The sequence below is a fragment of the Bacteroides sp. AF25-38AC genome (assembly GCF_003602995.1).
GTDB lineage: Bacteria > Bacteroidota > Bacteroidia > Bacteroidales > Bacteroidaceae > Bacteroides > Bacteroides uniformis.
In genome coordinates this window covers 1-20,611 of the sequence record NZ_QTMD01000014.1, presented here as the reverse complement: position 1 = coordinate 20,611, position 20,611 = coordinate 1, and the positions used below count along the sequence as shown (strand labels likewise).

Here is a 20,611-nt window from a genome sequence, read left to right as displayed (position 1 = left end):
CCATCGCCTTTTCCGTATATAGGATTGTTCGTTCCTATTCCTTTACGACAATATATTCATCAATATTCCGTGTTTCTTTACTGAAGTTCACACCTACTTTCACTAATTTTCTGCCATCCAAGGTATAAGGAATCAGATACCCCTTCTCATCTATTTGTTTCAGAGCTGCGTCGGCCGTACCGTCCAGTTTAAACTCAAAAACATAAATAGCGGTAGGGGTATGAACGACTGCGTCCGCACGGCCGCGGCTGCTGCGAACCTCGGACCGGATGAACTGTCCCAGCAAAGTAAACACTACATGAAAAATAACCTGATAATGACGTTCCGTATCATCACTCAACTCGTACGGAATACCGGAGAAGAATATCTTAAGACGCTCCATAAACGCCTCCACATCCCCACTCTTCAATTCACGCATGAATTTAGCGATGTGGAAACCAGTTTCATCATCAGTAACTTTAGTATAAAAAGGAACCAGAAAATTGAGGAAACCATAACAAACTTCATCATTCGGAAATTGAAGCGTATAAAGGCAAACCTCTTTATCATAAGCTTTTATAGTCAAGTAACCGCTCTGATAAATCATAGGCAGAGGATTATTAGCTTCTGCACGATATTCAGAGAAGGCAGAGGCAGTAACCTCTACGCCATTCAGCAAAAGGCGAAGATCATAGTCACTCTTTTTTAATAAATCCACCAAATAAGTAGGTGTACCCGTCTGAAACCAGAAGTTGCCGAACTTCAATTTCTGGAATACATTCAGAAGGCTGAAAGGGTTAAAAAGCCCCACCGAAGTATCTTCACAAAAATGATAGCCGTCATATTTCTTTGCCAAACGAAAAATCGTTTCCTCCAAAGTCAGTTCTTCATTCTCACTTAACCGTTGTATTTCCGGGCCAAATGTTTTTATAAGTTCATCTTGTGTAATGCCGCACAAAGCTTTGTATGCTCTATCCATGCTTATATCATTCAGCTGGTTCAAGTCACTGAACACACTTACTTGCGCAAACTTGGTCACTCCGGTCAGGAAAACAAAACGAAGATAACGGTCAGCGCTCTTCAAGACACCGTAGAACGCTTTCAATATTTTCCGATACTCATCCAGCAAGTTCTCATCCAAGACCGCTTGAAGCAATGGCTTGTCATACTCATCAATCAGCACAACAACCTGCTTTCCCGTCAGCGTGCATGCCCGCTCTATCACGTAAGCAAAACGCTCTTCCGGACTACGGTCTTTCTTCTCCTGACCATAGAGCAGCTCCCATTTCTCCAGATACTGATTAAGCATAGCCGTCAGGTCAGCAGCAGTTTCATATTTCCGGGCATTCAAATCCAAGTGCAAAACCGGATATTCTTCCCATTCCTTTTCCAGCTGTTCGATGGCCAAACCTTGAAACAAATCCTTGCGTCCTTGAAAGTAGGCTTCAAAGGTAGAAAGAAGCAGACTCTTGCCAAATCGACGGGGACGGCTCAGGAAATAAGGTTTACCTACATTTGCAATTTGATAAACCATAGCCGTTTTATCTACATAGAGATAACCATCCCTACGTATTTCCTCAAAAGTCTGTATGCCTATCGGCAGTTTACGCATCTGTTCCATGTTATTATTATAACCTGATTGGTGTATGACAAAGGTACGATTTATATTTCAAAAAAAGACGAAAGGCGATGGAGATTTTAGTCTCCATCGCCTTTCATTATTCTACTAATTATCATTTCAGCATTACTCACGTAGACTGGTGCAATCCGAAATACTTCTTCATAAAACAGATATAAAGAAAACAAAGCAAAAGAATTATACCTGCCAAATACCAATAACCGTAACCTAAACACATTATATATCCTACGATGATGATTGCCTGCACTGCCATGTAAATAGAAGAAACCATTATATGGGGAATCTTCAGCTCATTCGCCATAATCTGATACAGATGCTTGCGATGCGGCAAACCGATATTCTCATGAAGCATCAGGCGGTGAATGATAGTCAGTACACTGTCAACACCATAAACGGATAAAAGAACTATCCAGCTGAAATCACCCGTTCCAATGATAAGTCTTCCTATCAAGAAAAGAAGAATGAAGGCAATGCTCACAGAACCCACATCACCGGCAAAGCACTTGGCATGCTTGCGGAAATTGAAGAAACAGAAAACGAGAACGGAACAGATAACGGTATAGATGAAATCCGCTTCCACAAAAGTAACCACCTCCTTATTGACATAAGCCAACGCAGCAAGAATAACCAGAGAATAACCGCCGGTTATGCCGTTAATGCCATCCATAAAGTTATAGGCATTGATGATGCCCGTACAGACTATCAAGGCTATGACTATCCACCACCAGGACAAGGAGAACAGCCCCCACTGATAAAACATCATAACCATAGCAGAGAAATGAAAAAGCAGTCTTGTCATCTGCCCGGTGGATTTTATATCGTCCACGAAGCTGATGAACGTCACCAGTGTCAAGGCAAGCAGGAACCAGGGATATTCAAAGCCACTCGTCAGGAAATAGGCCAACGCCCCGAAATAGAAAATAATCCCACCACCACGCAAAGTCACTTTCGTATGGGAACTGCGCTCATTGGGCTTATCGATGATATTACACCTATCAGCTATTCTAAAATAAAAAAGTTCTGCTAAAAACAGCAGAACCAAAACCATCAAATAATACATCATCCGTTTTTGATTATCCAGTAAAACCAAAGCTGAATACATGTAAATCCCAAAGATATAATACCCAGCCCTATCAATATGACATCTAAATATACATTCATTCTATCTTGAAGTTTTCCAATACACGGGTCGGCTTCCATCCCAATTCACGCATCGCCTTTTCGTTACTGAAAGTAAGCGATTCTGTGATTTTCTTCAGTTTCAAAGAATTGATAGGCGCTTTCTTTCCTAAGCAATCTCCTACCAAAGCCATACATTTAGCTGCCCAATAAGGTATTGAGAAAGGTAATTTCTTGTCCAATTGCCTGCAAATAGTAGTCTCAAGTTCTCTGAAAGTGGGGTGATGACTGTCACATACATTGTAGATGCCTCCCTTTTCTGCCAACAGAGAGACCAACTTTGCAATATCCTGTACCATCAATACACTCTTTCGTGCCTGACCGCCAGCAATGCTGAGGTATTTCCCACTACGGATACCATGAATCATAGCCCCCAGATTTCCCGGAGGGTTAGGACCGGCAATCAAGGAAGGACGGATTATACCTAAAATGACATTATGTTCGTAACACCACTTTTGTAGATATTCCTCCGCAAGACGTTTACTCATGGCGTATGGTGTATCTCCATCCAAAGGATGGTCTTCCGTAATATTCTCACCATAAGCACAACCGTAAACTGCTACAGTGGAAATAAAAATGAAGGCCCGTGGCACTCTTCTCCGCTCCAATGCAGTACAAAGATTCTTTGTACCTTGCAGATTCACATCAAAGAACACCTGTCTTTCCGCTTCCGTTTTAGGAACAGAATGTGCCTTTCCAGCAACATGAAGAACAATATCATACCGTTCACGCAATACCGGAATCTCCTTTGCTATATCTATAGTATAATCATCCTTCGGCGACAGCCCCACAGTCTTAACGCCATACATCCCCTCCAAAAGAGGACGCACATTGCTACCCAAGAAACCAGAAGCTCCAGTAAATAAAAGTTTCATGAAAAATATATTAGGAAAATCACTAGTAAAAACTCAGTTATTTTATTGTCGATAGTTCTATCGATTAGTTAATTTCATATTCGTATATGCTAATTTCGCTTTTTTATTTATCTCCCGCCTTTCTTTATCAAAAAACCACCCCCATTTATTTAAATAATAAACGGCAGCCTTAACATGTATCCAAAACAAACGAATTTTTTTATGAGATCCTTTCTCAAAAGCATGAGTAATTGTGGCACTTGGATAATACATTGTTCTATATTTCTGAAAAATACGACGATTTAAATCAGTATCTTCTCCATACATAAAAATCCCTTCGTCAAAAACTCCAACTTCTTCAATAACTGATTTGCGAAGAAACATAAAGCATCCTGATAAATATGGAGCATTCATTTCCTTATCATAACCGCTAAAGCGCATCTCAAAATTATCATTAATACGCTTCTTGATACTCTTAAAAGGAATAAACATTCGACCAATCCAGTCCATAGGAGTAGGCAGAAGCTTGCACAAATATTGCAAATCACCATTAGGATAAATCACTTTAGGAAGCACATTGCCCACATCAGGATTAGCCTGCATGTACTCATAAAGAGCCTCAATCACCCCTGCTTCAAAATAGATATCCGGATTGAGCACCAAATGGAATTCTCCCATTTTATCAAGCTGACGCATAATCTTATTATGTCCCGCACCAAATCCATTATTGCAATTCATAAAAAGGTACTCCACTCGTTCATCTAATGACGCTAATGATTTCAACTCATCTATAGGCGAATTATCCACCAGATAAATCCGCACCTTCAGATTTGTGTTTAAAAAACTCCAAATAGCCCTCTTCAGTTCTTCTATATTGTTTTTATAGAGCACTATAGTAGCTGTTACTTGATATTGATTGTTCATACACTTATTATAGATTATTGCGTTTTTTTATTACAAATAAGGAACTCATAAAATCCTTTAGTTCCGGATATTTCTTATCCTTTTCAGTTAGACAATCATTATAAAAGTCCACAAAGCATCTTTTTACTTTTGTAAAGCGTGATAGTATACACAGTCTGTGTAAACCCAATACCACCACAAACCACGATGTTCTTATCGAAATCTACACACTATTCTTTTCCAATTAAATACAATTACTTGACATCTTATATTTTGTCAGTAGTTTCAACATAACTATTACGAGTCTTTACCGAAAACTTAAAACGATTTTTTGTGTTTTTATAAAAGATTTAATGAGCAGAAAGGATCGATTCCTAACAAGAGCAAGGAAAACTCTTTTCCTAAAAGGGAAATGACAGTAGTATTTATTATGCCGCCAATTAGGATACAGAACCTCAAAATCATCAATAAAGCGAAGTACTATTCGTTTGTCAACGCCCGAGAATAAAGCACGGAAAACAGCACCATATAACACTAAATTAATACATCTAAACTCTTTTTCTCGTATCAAAGTATCGGGTATATTCTGGCGTATATAATTACTTGCTTGTAAAAAGCCCTTATAAATATTAGGATTAACGGATGTTGATAAAGAATTACTACGCGCAAAATAGTTATAAAATGCTTCGGGCAAATAAGCAATACTTTTTGATTCATATACCAATAATGGAACTACCGCAGCATCTTCGCTATTGTAAAAACAAGGCATTTTTATTTTCTTTATGATGTTGGCTTTTATACATATACCACACACGCTATCGCCCGTTAAAGCCATAAAATCAGATTTTACAAACCCGTCACTATAAAATGGAATAGAAGAAATATGAAAAGTCTTCCCACTTTCATAGCAACGGTTATAATCAAAAAATAGCAAGTCAAGCATATCTGATTCCATACGCTTTTTTATTGCTTCCACAAAATCGTCACGATACCAATCGTCAGAATCTAAAAAAGCAACATATTTTCCTTTAGCTTCTTTTACCCCAAGCTCTCTGGCTTTACCAGGTCCCCCATTATAAGGAGCATTGATTAGAGATGCCAAAATCGAATTTGAGTCGATGAAATTTTGGAGAAAAAGACAAGTATCATCTGTAGAGTAATCATCTACAAAAATCACCTCAAAATCTTGACACGTTTGACGTTGCAAAGACTCTATGCAACGACTCATCAACTTACCACAATTGAAACATGGAATTATTATTGATAGAAATATATTCATACAAAAAGGCAAAAATAAATTTAAGATTTTGAACTAATTTCCCGAAATAGGTTCTGCCATATTCCCATCACACGAGATTCAGTATATTCTTCTGCTTTATGACGCGCAGAAACACTCATTTTTCTTAGATTTGCATTATCATTAATAAGAGTTATTATGGCATTTGCCAAGCCAAGTGAATCAGAGGAGCCAACAACAATTCCGTTTAAGCCATTAGTTATAACATCAGATGCGCCACAAGGATAATCAACTGTTACTATGGGAAGTCCATGAGCCATTGCTTCAAGCATCACCATAGGAAAGCCTTCATATCTTGAACTCATAGCTAAAAAAGAAGCGTTTAAATACTCAGAAGCAATCTGTGAAGTTGAAGGAAGTAAGCTTACTGATTCGGATAATGACAATTTGTCAATTAATTGTATAATGCTATCTTTATCATCACCATTCCCACGTATTACAAGTCGCCAATCAGGACATTTTATATGTACTTTACTCCATGCTCGAATTAAAAGATGAAAATTTTTTTGGTATGATAATCGACCCACACTCAACACTATTTTATTATTTAGAGGAGCAAGCTTATCCGGGAATGTAGGAAGATAGTTTGGAATCACCATAATATTAGGTAAATCTCCCCACGAACGCTTGTCACGTTCGGTCAAAACAACAAATTTATCATACTTTCGAATTATTTTCAACCAGCTTTTTAGTCTCATGGATTGTATCGTTCGTTTCAACCATGAACGCGCTTCTATCATTTTTGCCTCTCGAGAAAAATGATACTCTAAAATTTTAGAACTACCGTCCTCTACATCGCACAGAATGTCAAAGTCATAGTCGAACATTGAAATTACGATGTCCGCCTTTTCTTTCAACAATACGTCCCTTAGACGCATTCGGTGTATAGCTTTCTTTTTTTTTGTAGCAAACAACCTGAAAGGGAGGGGTAACTGTGCATCATCTTCATAATTAATTCCTAAGTCAATACAACGTACATCTTCAAAAAGATAAAAAAAAGGCTTGCGATTTTTTTGGTCGGTTGTTATGATAATAACTTTGTTTGATTTACCATCTACCCCTTTCGCATGAGAAAGATAATTAGCCTTGTTAGCCAATACACGCTCCATACCTCCGGAATTATACATTCCTGTTATTGTGTAAACTATCTTCATTCTTTAATACCTTCAATTGATTTACAACAAATCGTGAGCTATCGGTTTAAACTTCTCATAGTTTCCTTTTCTTTCTAACCATTTACGTATAAATAATCGTTTAAAGTGCGTAATGCGGTAAAGCATCTGATTAACGGTGGTCCTTTTTGAAGAAGCACCAGATATTGTACTCTCCACACTTTCATCCGTAGGATGGTTTATAACAAACGGAGTTACTCCTAATATCTGAATACCTTTTTTGCGCCAGTAAAACCAATCATCAGCAGTAACAAACGGTCGTTCTTCCTTCATTAGCAGCACAGCTTTACGATTTATTACATAAGCATAAGTAAAAAATGCATCAAACACTTTTACTATCCTAATATCATCAATATTAATTACATCTTCACAATGCCAAAACCATGATGAAAATAATATGACTGTGGGTAGTTCTTGTTTGTCAAGCCAATTTTGCACTGTATGTATTGAGTGAATAATACGATTCACATCACCCAATACAGCATCATCTTCTAAGAGTAAAGCATATGGCAAATTCTGATCGATAATGGCCTGGAAGCATCGTTGATGACTCATGGTACATCCCACTTCACCAGGACGAGCTTCTCTAAAATAAAGTGATTTAAATCGTTTTAAATTAAAAAGTTGATTCAACTCTTGCGTGTTCATTTTACGTCCATCTACAGCATCAATAAATTCATAGTCTATAGAACGCAAGGCTTCCATTTGTTTTTTTATTGCATCTCGGCGTTCTTCGCAATCCTGCAAATTAACTATTAAAGCTTTCATATTCTCCTAATATAAATTATTTAATGACCGCTCTTTTGCCAAAGATAGAGATCTGCAGTATTAGGGTCAACATTATTATAAATCCAATTAACATCATAATCCATTTGAAGTGCAACAGGGTAAGGTGCAAATAAGTATGGCCAACGTGTAACAGTATGTTTTCTATAACCTATCACTTGACCAGTTATGATGCTAAACAAGAAAACACCAAACACTATTTGAATATTTTTCAATTTAGCATTATATAATAAATAGAAAACACCAACACCATAAAAGAAAAACTGTACACGTCCATTGATTGCCGAATAATTAGACGTAAACGCCCATAACAAAAACAAATTATACATTATAGACGATTGATGACTAATAGGCACATATAATATGAAGAAAACAAATAATGACAAAGATGCGACCTGACCAATCCATATAGGCAACCAGAAGAAAACATTACCTGAAAGATAGCTAGTATCGCTATATTTACCTTCAGTATACATCAGCAGATAATTATTAATTTCACCTAATGGAAAGAGTTGTAAGATTAATGGAAGTGATGAAGAAATCAAAAACAGCACTACAAAAAATATCCAAAAGTTTTTTTTTGTATGTGGGAAAATTTTTAATTTATTTGCTACGAGCAAAGGTACAACGAATATAGTTGCAAAGTGAACAAATATAGCAACTACTATTATTATATAATCAATAAGCCCCGTTTTATTTAATAAGTATCTTCTACACAACACAAGAGAAATTAATGTAGCTGCAAATCCATAGCGCAAGCCAGAAGAAATACCTCCAATAGGAACCACCAAAATAACCATCCATAAAACCAACCAACGATTGAGGCATTTTATTTGTGGAGAATCAAGCATGCAATCATATATGTAGAAATATATAAGGTAGGCAATGACCACCCATCCAAAACGAACGAAACCGTATGTCAACCCTAACTGAATAATTCCAAATTCATAAAGGAAAAGTATGAAATCAACTTTTATATTAAAGGAAAGATAAAGCAATAATTCATCCCAATTCCATGTTTCCATTTCATAGAATAATTCAGCATGCCTATACGCGTCAGCAGTAGGTAGGAACAACAACATTGAACACAGTCCCATAAACAACGCAAACAGCACGTAAGCATTTCGTTTTCGTCTATAACATCCATTTATCACCATAGGCATGGCAAGTATAGGGCAGCAGAAGAAAATGATCCAAACGAACCAATCAGTTCTGAGCAAGGCCTTCAATAGTGTCTTGTCCATAAAGTTCTATCAATTTCGGGTGACATTTAACACCTAAATAGTGTAGATTTGATTGGGGGGGAAACGAATATATGCTGGTACTATTAATGGTGTAGACATCATCGAAGTGAATGCCCAAAAGAGCAAAAAGTTCGGCGGGTACTTTCTTAGAATATACTTTCACTCCCGGAAATGCCTTTTCGTAATCCAAATTATCACGCGGGTGCGTCTTAATCACCACTTCTTCAGAATTGTATTTATCAATAATCTTACGATATATTTCGATAAGATTATCATCTCCAATCTGTATATTGTAAGGTTGAGTTAATATAATCACTTTTTTTTCAGCCAACATCAACAAGTCATCATCAGTAATTCCAAACAAAGATGTAATGTAGTCCTTGGCATCACTCTTTTTCCACAAATCCTGAACATTTACAATTTTTGCTTTAGATTTCAAGCACTCCGGTATGGAGGCCAATTCTGTCAGTACCACTTCTTTTGCTTGATCGGTTAGTCCATAATCACCCTTCACAATATTGGGACCATAAATGAATTGCAAAAGTTTTTTATGCTTTCGTAGCTGGGGCTTTATCAACCATTTCTCATCGTAATTACCTAAACCATCTTCAATTACCACCATGGTTCGTTTATGCAGCAATGCGGATGAAAACCACAAGTGATCGTGTCCATAAATGGGTAATGTCTTTAAAAAAGGCCAATGCCAATAACAAGTACGGTAAAGAAGAAAACGATAAATACACCTGACAAGACGAGGCATCGCTTCCATTTTATGTAAAGAGAGAAATTGCTTATATTTCAGCTTACTCTGTACTTCAACTGAGATTGCTTCTGAAACAAAAAAATAAGTTGATTCAAATTGCTTTTTACCATAAACAAGCAGATACAACAGCATTGAATAAACAGAATCCACAAAACATACCGCAGTAATTCCATTAAACTTTTTCATACTCAAATCTTTTACAAGAGAGACTACACTCATACTGCAGTCCTTTTTTGGGGTCAATACATCCTTTTTTTTCCATAACCATCTACGTCTTCACATATTTATTCAGAAGTAAATTAGCCCGATACACCACAAGTGCCACCATGATGAACTTTAAGAACACATAAATCAGGCAGGTATAATAGAGACTATATTGCGTCAGCCACATCGACAGCATCAAGTGAAGTAACGAAGAAAAAAATGTAATCATCATCAAATCTTTGGTTTTGTCATAATAGAACAAATAGTTGGTGTAAAGAAAATAAATACACTGAAAGTAACCTGACAAAGCCAATAAGTAGAAGTAAGGAAGCGAAGCTGCATATCGTGGCAATACCAAGGGAATTAAGATAGAGCAAACGGCCAGTACCGCAACAACTCCTATCGTATAAACAATGAATATGGCTTTAATCTGCCGTTGCAATCTCTCCCATTTGTCATCCAGATTAGACGACAAAACCTGATAGATAGATACCGAATTGGTTTGATTAAAGGCAGAGCCAATCATGTCAATGATATTGCTCAAGTTGAGAGCAAAACTAAAGATTCCTACCTCTGCAAACGTATAATAGTAATTGATAATATACCTATCACCTCCCTGCTTAATCCAAGAAGTGGCCAGATGAGGAATAAGTGGAACACCCCACATCAAGATAGGTCTTATCTTGAACCACGAAATACCCTTAAACAGAAACAGACGATATCTACAGCAAACGTAAATAGCAATCAGCCCATAAAGCATTGCGCAAGTTACCTGTGCATAAATACGTCCTTCCCATCCAAGTTTCATTGCCACTACCAGCAGCAACGATATAGCAAAGTTTACTATAGCAAAGCTACAACTCAGCAAACCATAAAAAATGAGTTTCTCACGGATGCGGAAATAATCAAGAACTATCTGGAAATAGCAGTTCATTAAGGCAATGGCGAGCGCAGACCACAAAAAAGCAAGTCGCAGCTCCGTCATTCGCGCCAAAGCCGAGTTACCCACTAATAGCACCAATGCAAAGAAAGAAGCTACGGCAAAAGTAATCAAGAAGACAATGCTTAAACTTTGCCGAAACTCGTCCCGGCTCTTCCTGAAAAACGACACCGACACATATCCATTCGTTGAGAGAGACACCAGAAATCCCAGAAAAGTGACGATTGTATTGAACAAACTCAACGTTCCGTACTCTGCAGGAACGATGTATTTAGCCAAAATGATCAGAAGCAGGAAGCCCACACCCTGATTAAAGAAAGAGAAGAGAGAAAACAGCCCACCCTTAAGAAGGATCTTATTATTACGAAGTTGGGATATTATTGCCATTAAATCAAAAATTCGACAGTTTACTTGCTATCATTTCATTTTCCATATCCCATCTTGATTTTCTATCCACAAAATTACTTCATTTCATAAACATACATTGTATAAACCCCTTCGACACTATCCCACTTCCCTACAAAGTCAAACCCCAAATCTGCCGCATTGGAAAGTTTCGCACGACTAAGTATATACTTGCCGCCAAATTCATTGCGAAATACATCGGCATTAATAAGTAACTCAACCGATTGTTCACACTTTTTCCGAGTGGGCTGATAGTCCACACCTTCACAATAAAGGTAGCGGCGACCACCCCAAATATCATAGTAATGGCGGATTTCTTCGTTCACGTTGAGTTGTGGCTCAATCAAACGACGGTATTTCAACATATCTTTATAGGGATAGCAGGAAAGATATCCACCGATACAATTAAAACCATTGTACATCAATATCATTTCATGATAGCCTACAGCAGCTACCGGTTCACCTTTATAATTAATATCCTTCTTTATCTTCGTAAAAAGAGCTTCGTCATAAAACTCCTTCCAAGTGAGATGATCTTTCTTTAGTGAAGGAATCGTGTTCGCTGCTAATGAATAAATGGAGTCGTTATAAGTAGTACGCGACAGCATTATATAACCTAACTGGACAATCAGAATAAAAGGTACAATCCGTTTGAGATACCGATTACGCAAGCACATCATAAGGCTGGCGCTGAAAGCTACGTACCAAAAGAGACGGTTGAAGACAAATAAGCGTGCAAAGGAAAAACCATCTAGGGCGGAGATTAAATTTTTAAGGTCATCGAACCAAAAGGCTTCATCTGCTGCTGCTACGAATGAACAAATAAACGCCATGGTTCCACAAATAAAAAAGACAGATTGCTCTTTTGTAACGGTTTTGTTTCTTATCCACTGCCAAGCCACATAACAGCACGTAATAAAACAAACTGGAAATACCACGTATTTCTGAATGGTAGAAGCATGATAAAAACCCTCCACAAAATAATGGTACAAACCAATAGCAATGTTGATTGGTTCTATAATAAAGTGATTCCGATTCAGGTCTTCACCAACGGCAAACTGCATGTAGAACAGTTTAAAGTTGAATATCACCACACCAATGCATAACAGTAAGAATGCCACAAATAGTGTGGAGTGAAAACGCTTGCTTTTTATTGAAGCGATAACCATACCCGCTAACCAAAAGCCACAGGCAAACAAAGCACTGCAATGAAACTCCATCAAGAAGGGGAGGAAAAGTGCCGCCAACAGCCACCATTTACTTCCTCCCTTATAAATATGATAAAACACGATACAAGCCAACGGTATGGATGCCACTGAGATAGACCAAGCAGGGATTACCGGTAAAATGGCAAAAAGCAGAGAAGTGAATAATAGGATTTCACGATGCTCCTTTCCAAATAATATACACTGCAACTTGTACATTGAAAAGAAGCCAACGAGCAATGAAATTAAATAAGTCAATACGTAGGCGACATAAGCCGGTAAGAGATAATAGGCAAAGTTCTGGATGGTAAAGCCTCCCCAGCCGAAATAGACAGCCGGTGTGTTATCCATGACTCCGGTAGATACATCAAAAGAGAAAAGTCCAACCTTTTTAGCAATTGACCAAAAGGGTGGAAATTGGTCTAAGTTATCATGAACAGTGATGTAATTGTTCTCCCCAAACAAAATAAAGGGAAGTATCATCATAAATAAAGCGCCAAACACAATCAGCTTTGTAAAAAACAACACATTTTTATTCTTTAGTCTCATGGTCCAATTTTTATTGCTTTTTATACATTTGATACGCCTCCTTCAGCATATCCTCGTCATTATATTGAGGATGCCAATCCAAATCGTCTTCTGTCTGCTTAATATCAAGAATATACTCTTCATCTGCTATCATGAATTGTTCTTTGTACATGATGGTCAAGCCGATGCTATCAAAAATATTGAGTATAAACTTAACTAATTTCCCGGGGGTAGGAATCACAGCCGAGTGTGAATGGGCTGATGCAATTACACCTTTTAAAAGTGTACGTATATCGGGTGAGTTTTTGGAACCGAGATTGTACTCCTTATTAGGCAAACCTTTATCAATGGCGCAGAGAATTGCACTCACACAATCGAATACAGAAATCATCTGATAGTGATTCTTTCCGTTACCAATGGTGGGAACAGGCAAGTTCATATCAATCAGTTTGAAGAGTTTCACCAATATACCCAAACGGCCGGGACCGTTAATCATACGGGGACGGAAGATGGTGATATTCATACCCTTCTTCCGATATTCAAAGCAGATTTCTTCACATGCTTTCTTGCTCTGACCGTATGGGCCGAAAGGATTTTGCGGATGTTCAATGTCAACAGGCAAGTATTGAGGTTTTCCGTAGGTCATATCTGTCGTGAACATCAGGTAATTTCGACATCCCTTGTTGTAAATCGCTTCAAGGATATTCTCTGTGCCAACAGTATTTACGCTAAAGAAGTAGTTTCTTCTATCACGGGGCACCTTGGTATGGTATTGATTAGCAGCAAGATTGATAATAATGTCATCCGCAGAAATGGGTATAGTAGACAATTGTTGCTTATCACGAATATCAGTCTGTCGATACTCGCAACCCTTTGTAACTCGTTCATCAAGGGTTGGGTGTAAGTCACATACAACCACCTTTTCATTTCTCTCCAGTAAGGCATTCGCCAAGTAACGGCCCACAAAGCCATTACCTCCAAATATAAAATATTTCATCTTGTCAACTTCTAGAAATTAAATAAACACCAACACAAATCACCATTATGCCAGCAATGCGTGTGAACGTCAGTGATTCATCAAAGAAATAGTAACCCACCAAAGCTGCCACCACATAGCCGATACTTAGGAACGGATAGGCAAAACTTACTTCTACTTTGCTCAATACAGCCATCCACATCAAAATGCTCACAGCATAACAAACCATGGCTCCCCACAACCAGAGGTTGGATATCATGGCACCCAAATTTTGCACCATGCCACTCATACCGACTTCACCTACAATCAGCATACCCTTGCGGATACAAAGCTGAGCAGCGCAATTTAGCAGCACACTAATAAGAATTAAAAGAATATTCATCTATTGAACTGTTTGTAATATGATTCATCCGAAAAAGCAAGGAGTTCCTTATCTCCTCGACTGTCTCCATAAACTACCAGTCGATATTGAGTTCTGTCAGGATAGAGCTGCAGCAAGCGTTTCACCTTCTCTTCGCCATAGCAATTGGCAGTAGCGAAACGACCCGTAAGGTGTCCGGTTCCTGATAACTCCAGCTGAGTCCCCAAAACTTGATTAATGCCTAAGCTCTCAGCAAATGGCTTTACCCAATTATCAATGCTGGCACTAATAACGACTATTTCATCGCCTCTATATAGGTGCTGTTTTATCTGTTTAACCGCATCCTGATAGAGCAAATTTTCACCTCTCTCCATAAAGAATCTATAACAGACTGCATCGAACTCATCCAAATTCACTCCTTTAAAAAAATAGGAGAAAATCATCTGCTTGGTCTTCCAATTGGGATAGAGGTGACACTTCATAGCCAACAACCAAGGCAGATGAAGCAAAAAGCCAAGATAAAAAGCTGTCTTGCCTTTTGCGAACTTGATGAACTCAAGCAGTGTATCTCGATTGGTAATGGTACCATCGAAGTCGAATGCAACAATCTGTTTCATCTTAGCAATTTAACAATAGAGTATGAGAATAAACGTCAATATCCAACCTATGATACAGAGTTGTACAAAGCGGTCTTTCATCAGCACCTTAGTGGGACTTCCACTCTTTACATCGACAATAGTGATTTGCAAATAGCGGACGATGCCTGCCAATACAAAGACGGAAGTGGCATAAAGGTATTGCGTATGCATGCGCTCCACAACCTCCTCACTCACCGTGTACATGATGTAACAAACCATCGTAATGCTAGCAATAATACCAATGGTTTGATTCATAAACTCAAGGTTATAGCGGTTGACGTTTTTTCGAGCCGACACTCCAGTTTCTTGGTAGATGACCACGTCATCCCGACGTTTGGCAAAAGCCAAGAAGAGAGCCAATAAGAACGTCATCAAAATAATCCAATGAGAGAGGTGAATACCCACAGCTACACCACCCACAAAAATGCGAAGTACAAATCCGAATGCAATGATAAATACATCAATAATCGTAATCTGTTTCAACTTCACACAGTAGGCAATATTAAGAAGTAGATAGAAACATATTATGCCAAATAAATACCATTTTTCCCTTCCTGTATAAGTAACAAGTAAAAGCAGTGACATTGTGACAAGTATCGCACTAATACCATATCCCATCCCTTTTGATATTTTTCCTGAAGCAATAGGGCGTTTACACTTCTTGGGATGTTGCCTATCAGCCTCTACGTCCCAAATGTCATTGAAACAGTAAATCGCACTGGCGGCAAGACTGTACGCTACAAATGCTCCCACCACTGCCAATAGTTTATCCAGATCCGTCAATTGACGGTCGAAAAAGAGCGGCAAAAAAATGAATAGATTCTTCAGCCATTGATGTGGGCGAAGAAGTTGAATAATTGACTTTATCATATAATTTATATAAAAGTGACTGAGAGCAAGGCACCTTCTCTTACTCTTATTCCTTCTTTCTCACCTTAAACCATTCATCCAGCCACCCATTAATCACCCGCCTAATTTCCTCATCCTCCAAATCCCTGAAATAGTAGAAAATCAGCGATAAGTAGGCGCTTAGTCTTGCATCGAGCCCTTTTTTATATGGATATACGTTTTTGTACTGATATGAGCTTCCAAAGTAAGTTCCGCGATAGTAATCTTTCTCATTTTACGTAAAGTTTCGATAAAAGCACCCAATGAAGAGTGCATACTGTTTTCATTCATGTCAATTTTCGGTTATGTGAATTGTATAATAGTTTCTACAATGTTATAGATTGTTATTTATGCTTTAGCCAGCTTAAAATCTTTTCCGTATACGGAAAAGATTCGGTGAAATAAGTTACCTAACTTTGCACAATAATTTTAAAAAACATACGATGAAAAACACTCTTAAAATGTCGCTATTCATGCCGCCCATCTCACCCGTAAAAGATGCGGCAACCGGAAAAAACGTAAAAAGCGCCACGCTGACTCCACTGCGAACTATGAATCTCGAGGAAGTGTACAAACTAATCACCTCCAATGAACGCCTTGCCACACTGACACTTGCTGTAAGAAACGCCGCACTGCGAGGCGACGAAACCGCCTGCCGATGCCTAAAGCAGCAAACACTGCCCTACGTCACTCCCTGCGGCGTATTCACCCGACGACGAAGCGACTGCCTCACGGAATCCTCCGGCCTGGTTGTAGTCGATATCGACCACCTTGAATCCGCAGAAGAAACGGAAAACTTACGACAACAACTATTCGATGACCCCTATCTATGCCCTGCGCTGGTGTTCATCAGCCCCACCGGACGGGGCGTAAAAGCGTTTGTTCCCTGTCTTCACGGACAGAATCCTGCAGAAGGAATACAATGGGCCATGAATTACGTCCACTGCATGTATGACGCCGAAAACACACAACCCGGAAAAGGAGTGGACACTTCGGGGAAAGACCTCGTACGCGCCTGTTTCCTCTGCCATGACCCGAAAGCACTGCTCAGAAAAGTTGTGAACTTCGAATGATGAGTCATTGCAAATCACCGACTACAAATTACTAATTATAAATTACCAAATCCGATGGAACCACTATCTTCATTGCACCTTCTGGCCGAAGCAGTCAGAAATGCAGGAGCAGACATTGCTCCAACCTATCAAGAATATATACAACTGGCATTTGCCATTGCCACCGACTGCGGAGAAGCAGGACGGCATGATTTTTTAAGTCTGTGCAGCCTGTCGTCCAAGTACGACCGACGGGCAGCCGACAAGCTCTTCAGCAATGCCTTGAAGACCGGCCGTAACGACGTGCATCTGGGAACCGCCTTTCATCTGGCCGAGCTTTGCGGCGTGAAGATTCAGCATGAAGCCGCACCCGCCATTGGTACACTTGGTACACAAAGTTCACCCCTCTCTTCTACCTCACACACACGCGCACGCGAGGAAGAGTCCGCATCGGGCATTGAACCACTGTCTCCATTACCCACTTTCGACGAACACCTCCACTGGCCTTATCCCCTGAATCACATCATGAGCTGCGGAACCTCCCCCGCCCAATACGATGTACTGCTACTGGGTGCCATCACCGTATTGGGTGCCAGTATGGGAAAACACGTCCGATGTTCCTACGGAGGAAAAATGATGTCCCCCTGCCTGCAAACCTTTGTAGTAGCCCTACCTGCATCCGGCAAAGGAGTGCTCTCCTTGGTACGCCTGCTTGCCGAGCCCATTCACGATGAAATACGTGGGCAGGTAGACGAAAGCATGGCATGTTACCGCCGCGAAAAAGCAAAATACGACACACTGGGCAAGGAACGTGGAAAAACGGAGACTCCCGTAATGCCTCTCAACAAGATGTTCCTCATCTCGGGCAACAACACCGGAACCGGCATCCTGCAAAACCTGATGGACTCCGACGGTACCGGACTGATATGCGAAAGCGAAGCCGACACCATCTCCACCGCCATCGGTTCGGAATACGGACACTGGAGCGACACCATGCGCAAAGCCTTCGACCACGACCGACTGTCCTACAACCGGCGCACCGACCACGAATACCGAGAGGTAAAGAAAACTTATCTTTCCGTACTTCTGTCAGGCACCCCCTCACAAGTGAAACCACTGATTCCCACTGCCGAGAACGGGCTCTTTTCCCGCCAAGTATTCTACTACATGCCTGCCATACATCATTGGCAAAACCAGTTCGACCGTAATGACGGCAATCTTGAAGATACCTTCAAGGCTCTGGGCATGGAATGGAAGGACAAACTGAAAACCATTGTCATGAACGGAATATTCACCCTTCACCTTACGGACGGACAGAAAGATGAATTCACCCGGCTCTTCTCCCGGCTTTTCGTACGCTCCGGACTGGCCAATGGAAACGAGATGTCAAGCAGCGTGGCACGTCTGGCCATCAACATCTGCCGCATCATGGAAGTGGTGGCCATGCTCCGCGCAATGGAACAAGGGGAAATCACCGCCTCGCCTTACGTGTCGCCCGACCCCCACACAGCCACAGACAATCTGAAAGACCACATTGTCAGCCGATGGAATCTCCTCATTGCTTCCGATGACTTTCATGCCGTACTCTCACTGGCCGAAAGCCTTTACCGGCATACCACCCATATCCTCTCCTTCCTGCCCAACACCGAAGTGGCAAGCCGCGGCAATGCCGACCGGGATGCGCTGGTAGACAGCATGGAAGAAGAATTCACACGGGCCTCTTTCCTGCAGAAAGCCGGAGAGATGGGCATCAAATCGGAAACCGCCTCCACCTGGCTCAAACGTATGCAGAAACACGGGCTGGTGGAAAATGTGGATGGCAAGGGAAACTACCGGAAACCCAAAGTCTGACATTCACTTCGCTTCACGCACGCGTATGTGTGTGAGGCGAAAGGATGGATGAACCTCTGTACCAAGTGTACCAACCTCAGGTTTACGCTTCCCAACCTGACCTTTACGCCGCCCAACCTCAAGTTTAAGGCTCTCCCAGTGCAGCCACTATCAGCCGCACCTGGGCAGGCGTATAAGAGCGGGAACGGGAAGAACCGCCCAAGGCGGAAAGTCCGTCACGCAAATCGGGACAAAGGTCTATCCAGTGTTTCAGTTTGCGGAAGGCAGCCTCTGGACAAAGATTGGGACAATAGATTTGGGCCAATTCAGTACGCCCGTATGTACGTATGACAAAAGAATCCATAGTTGACAGTTACGATTTATATTTCATCAAAAGTAACTATAAATCATGACATTATCAAACTTACAAGCGTAAATAACCGACTAAAACAGACCCAAACAGACGAGAACCTGCAAAAACCGGCAAACGCCCGTATCCACAGCCTTATCTTTGCATCGTTGAGTTCAACACAGCAAATGTTTTTATCCTTTAACTTCTAAATTTTAATTGTATGATTCGTTACAAAAAGTATCAAGTGACGGGCGAAGACAGCCCGCTGAAAGGCCTCTGGTATGCACGCCCCGTAATCGAAGAAACCTTCGACATCGAAAAGCTGGCCAAGCACATGTCCAATCACAACACCCCCTATTCGAGTGGTGTCATCAAGGGAGTACTGGCCGACATGGTTTCCTGCACCAAGGAGCTGATTCTGGACGGCAAGAACGTGAAACTGGACGACCTTGCCATCTTCTCCGTAGGAATCGTCAGCAAGAAAGGGGCGCAATCTGCTGCCGACTTCTCGCTGGCCAACAACGTGAAGGGGCTGAAGCTCCGCGCCCGTGCCACCGGCGAACTGAGTAATGCCCAAATCAACCTGGATGGACAGCTGAAAGAATCTTCCCTGTACACCGTAGGTGGAAAAGCTCCCGATGGCAGTGGTTCCGACGGCGGTTCCGGAGGAAGTGACGGCAATCAGGGCGAGAATCCGTTAGGATGAGAATAATTACAAATTACTAATTATCAATTACCAATCATCATGAGTGAAGACAAAAAGTCAAAATCCGTGTGGGGCATTGTCCTCAAAGTAATCATCACCGTAGCTACCGCCATAGCGGGAGCTTTAGGTCTGGGCGCTTGCAAATAGCCATGCGTACGATTACCCTGCTCATTGTTCATTGCTCAGCCACGCCTCAAGGCGTGGCCCTGGGCTTTGAGGATTGCCGCCGCGACCACATCCACCACCGCGGCTTCCGTGACATCGGCTATCATTTCTATCTGACCCGCAACGGCGAAATACACCGCGGTCGCCCGTTGGAAAAAATAGGTGCGCATTGCCTCAATCACAACCGCCATTCTATCGGCATCTGTTATGAAGGAGGACTAGACGCTGCAAGTTTTCCTGCCGATACCCGTACATTGGAACAGAAGGCTTCGTTACTGGCACTGCTACGTGAGTTGAAGCGTATCTTTCCACGGGCGCTGATTGTGGGGCACCATGATTTGAATCCAGCGAAAGCTTGTCCGTGTTTCGATGCGGAAAGAGAGTATAGGGGGCTGTAAAAGGCTCCCTTCTTCATTCTATACCCAATTTCATCAACCCCATGCGCACTTCTTTATTGGGGATATCCAGCGTATAAAGATGTGTAAGGTAAGCACTCAATTTAGGGCATCCCCCTTTGAAAGGGCACTTTTCAGTGCCCTAAACCG

Annotated in this window: 21 protein-coding genes; 5 read left to right on the top strand and 16 right to left on the bottom strand. The window is 40.8% G+C overall.

Annotation, left to right across the window (positions count from 1 at the left end; genetic code table 11):
* Positions 1-34: 34 nt before the first annotated feature.
* The 15 genes from DWY55_RS11040 to DWY55_RS10970 form a co-directional block, all read right to left on the bottom strand.
* Positions 35-1,600 carry an ATP-binding protein gene (locus DWY55_RS11040; protein ID WP_117878151.1) on the bottom strand — a complete coding sequence of 522 codons (1,566 nt, stop codon included), beginning with the start codon at positions 1,598-1,600 and terminating at the stop codon, positions 35-37.
* A 127-nt stretch (positions 1,601-1,727) separates the two neighbouring features.
* Complete coding sequence (locus DWY55_RS11035) at positions 1,728-2,678, bottom strand: MraY family glycosyltransferase (RefSeq protein WP_035448388.1); 951 nt, start codon at positions 2,676-2,678, stop codon at positions 1,728-1,730.
* Positions 2,679-2,775: 97 nt separating this feature from the next.
* Positions 2,776-3,672 (bottom strand): NAD-dependent epimerase/dehydratase family protein, encoded by an 897-nt coding sequence (locus tag DWY55_RS11030; protein ID WP_035448386.1) that lies wholly within the window; start codon positions 3,670-3,672, stop codon positions 2,776-2,778.
* A gap of 57 nt (positions 3,673-3,729) precedes the next feature.
* Positions 3,730-4,575 (bottom strand): glycosyltransferase family 2 protein, encoded by an 846-nt coding sequence (locus DWY55_RS11025; RefSeq protein ID WP_035448384.1) that lies wholly within the window; start codon positions 4,573-4,575, stop codon positions 3,730-3,732.
* A gap of 286 nt (positions 4,576-4,861) precedes the next feature.
* Positions 4,862-5,833, bottom strand: coding sequence for a glycosyltransferase family 2 protein (locus tag DWY55_RS11020; RefSeq protein WP_035448383.1), 972 nt, complete (start codon positions 5,831-5,833; stop codon positions 4,862-4,864).
* Positions 5,834-5,853: 20 nt separating this feature from the next.
* On the bottom strand, positions 5,854-7,005 hold the full coding sequence (locus DWY55_RS11015) for a glycosyltransferase family 4 protein (RefSeq protein ID WP_035448382.1): 1,152 nt from the start codon (positions 7,003-7,005) through the stop codon (positions 5,854-5,856).
* Positions 7,006-7,026: 21 nt separating this feature from the next.
* Entirely contained in the window at positions 7,027-7,791 is a 765-nt protein-coding gene (locus DWY55_RS11010; protein ID WP_035448381.1) for a glycosyltransferase family 25 protein, read from the bottom strand.
* A 20-nt stretch (positions 7,792-7,811) separates the two neighbouring features.
* On the bottom strand, positions 7,812-9,053 hold the full coding sequence (locus tag DWY55_RS11005; protein ID WP_133303147.1) for a hypothetical protein: 1,242 nt from the start codon (positions 9,051-9,053) through the stop codon (positions 7,812-7,814).
* Entirely contained in the window at positions 9,016-10,002 is a 987-nt protein-coding gene (locus tag DWY55_RS11000) for a glycosyltransferase family 52 (protein WP_035449259.1), read from the bottom strand. The genes DWY55_RS11005 and DWY55_RS11000 overlap by 38 nt, the downstream gene beginning before the upstream one ends.
* A gap of 82 nt (positions 10,003-10,084) precedes the next feature.
* Positions 10,085-11,347 carry a lipopolysaccharide biosynthesis protein gene (locus tag DWY55_RS10995; RefSeq protein WP_117878155.1) on the bottom strand — a complete coding sequence of 421 codons (1,263 nt, stop codon included), beginning with the start codon at positions 11,345-11,347 and terminating at the stop codon, positions 10,085-10,087.
* A 74-nt stretch (positions 11,348-11,421) separates the two neighbouring features.
* A complete protein-coding gene (locus tag DWY55_RS10990) occupies positions 11,422-13,119 on the bottom strand; it encodes a DUF6044 family protein (protein ID WP_035448378.1) in 1,698 nt (565 codons plus the stop codon).
* A 10-nt stretch (positions 13,120-13,129) separates the two neighbouring features.
* Positions 13,130-14,095 carry an NAD-dependent epimerase/dehydratase family protein gene (locus DWY55_RS10985; protein WP_057252541.1) on the bottom strand — a complete coding sequence of 322 codons (966 nt, stop codon included), beginning with the start codon at positions 14,093-14,095 and terminating at the stop codon, positions 13,130-13,132.
* Positions 14,096-14,099: 4 nt separating this feature from the next.
* Positions 14,100-14,429, bottom strand: coding sequence for a DMT family transporter (locus DWY55_RS10980; protein WP_227212738.1), 330 nt, complete (start codon positions 14,427-14,429; stop codon positions 14,100-14,102).
* A gap of 23 nt (positions 14,430-14,452) precedes the next feature.
* Positions 14,453-15,052, bottom strand: coding sequence for an HAD-IB family hydrolase (locus DWY55_RS10975; RefSeq protein ID WP_035448372.1), 600 nt, complete (start codon positions 15,050-15,052; stop codon positions 14,453-14,455).
* A 9-nt stretch (positions 15,053-15,061) separates the two neighbouring features.
* Positions 15,062-15,943 carry a decaprenyl-phosphate phosphoribosyltransferase gene (locus DWY55_RS10970; RefSeq protein WP_171029016.1) on the bottom strand — a complete coding sequence of 294 codons (882 nt, stop codon included), beginning with the start codon at positions 15,941-15,943 and terminating at the stop codon, positions 15,062-15,064.
* A gap of 461 nt (positions 15,944-16,404) precedes the next feature.
* Here DWY55_RS10970 and DWY55_RS10965 point away from each other — a divergent pair, with 461 nt between their 5' ends.
* Positions 16,405-17,034: a BT4734/BF3469 family protein gene (locus DWY55_RS10965; protein WP_181986303.1), complete on the top strand. Its 630-nt coding sequence runs from the start codon at positions 16,405-16,407 to the stop codon at positions 17,032-17,034.
* Positions 17,035-17,088: 54 nt separating this feature from the next.
* A complete protein-coding gene (locus DWY55_RS10960; protein WP_117878159.1) occupies positions 17,089-18,864 on the top strand; it encodes a DUF3987 domain-containing protein in 1,776 nt (591 codons plus the stop codon).
* 124 nt (positions 18,865-18,988) lie between these two features.
* Here the strand turns inward: DWY55_RS10960 and DWY55_RS10955 are convergent, their stop codons facing one another.
* The gene (locus tag DWY55_RS10955) at positions 18,989-19,207 is read right to left on the bottom strand and encodes a DUF4248 domain-containing protein (RefSeq protein ID WP_005829478.1); all 219 of its coding nucleotides are present in this window, start codon (positions 19,205-19,207) and stop codon (positions 18,989-18,991) included.
* A 208-nt stretch (positions 19,208-19,415) separates the two neighbouring features.
* Here DWY55_RS10955 and DWY55_RS10950 point away from each other — a divergent pair, with 208 nt between their 5' ends.
* Genes DWY55_RS10950 through DWY55_RS10945 form a run of 3 tightly spaced genes read left to right on the top strand, consistent with a single transcriptional unit; the run spans position 19,416 to position 20,464 of the window.
* Positions 19,416-19,901 (top strand): DNA-binding protein, encoded by a 486-nt coding sequence (locus DWY55_RS10950; RefSeq protein ID WP_005829481.1) that lies wholly within the window; start codon positions 19,416-19,418, stop codon positions 19,899-19,901.
* Positions 19,902-19,940: 39 nt separating this feature from the next.
* The gene (locus DWY55_RS22585) at positions 19,941-20,048 is read left to right on the top strand and encodes a smalltalk protein (protein WP_005829485.1); all 108 of its coding nucleotides are present in this window, start codon (positions 19,941-19,943) and stop codon (positions 20,046-20,048) included.
* Positions 20,049-20,050: 2 nt separating this feature from the next.
* Entirely contained in the window at positions 20,051-20,464 is a 414-nt protein-coding gene (locus DWY55_RS10945; protein ID WP_035448365.1) for an N-acetylmuramoyl-L-alanine amidase, read from the top strand.
* Positions 20,465-20,611 lie beyond the last annotated feature (147 nt).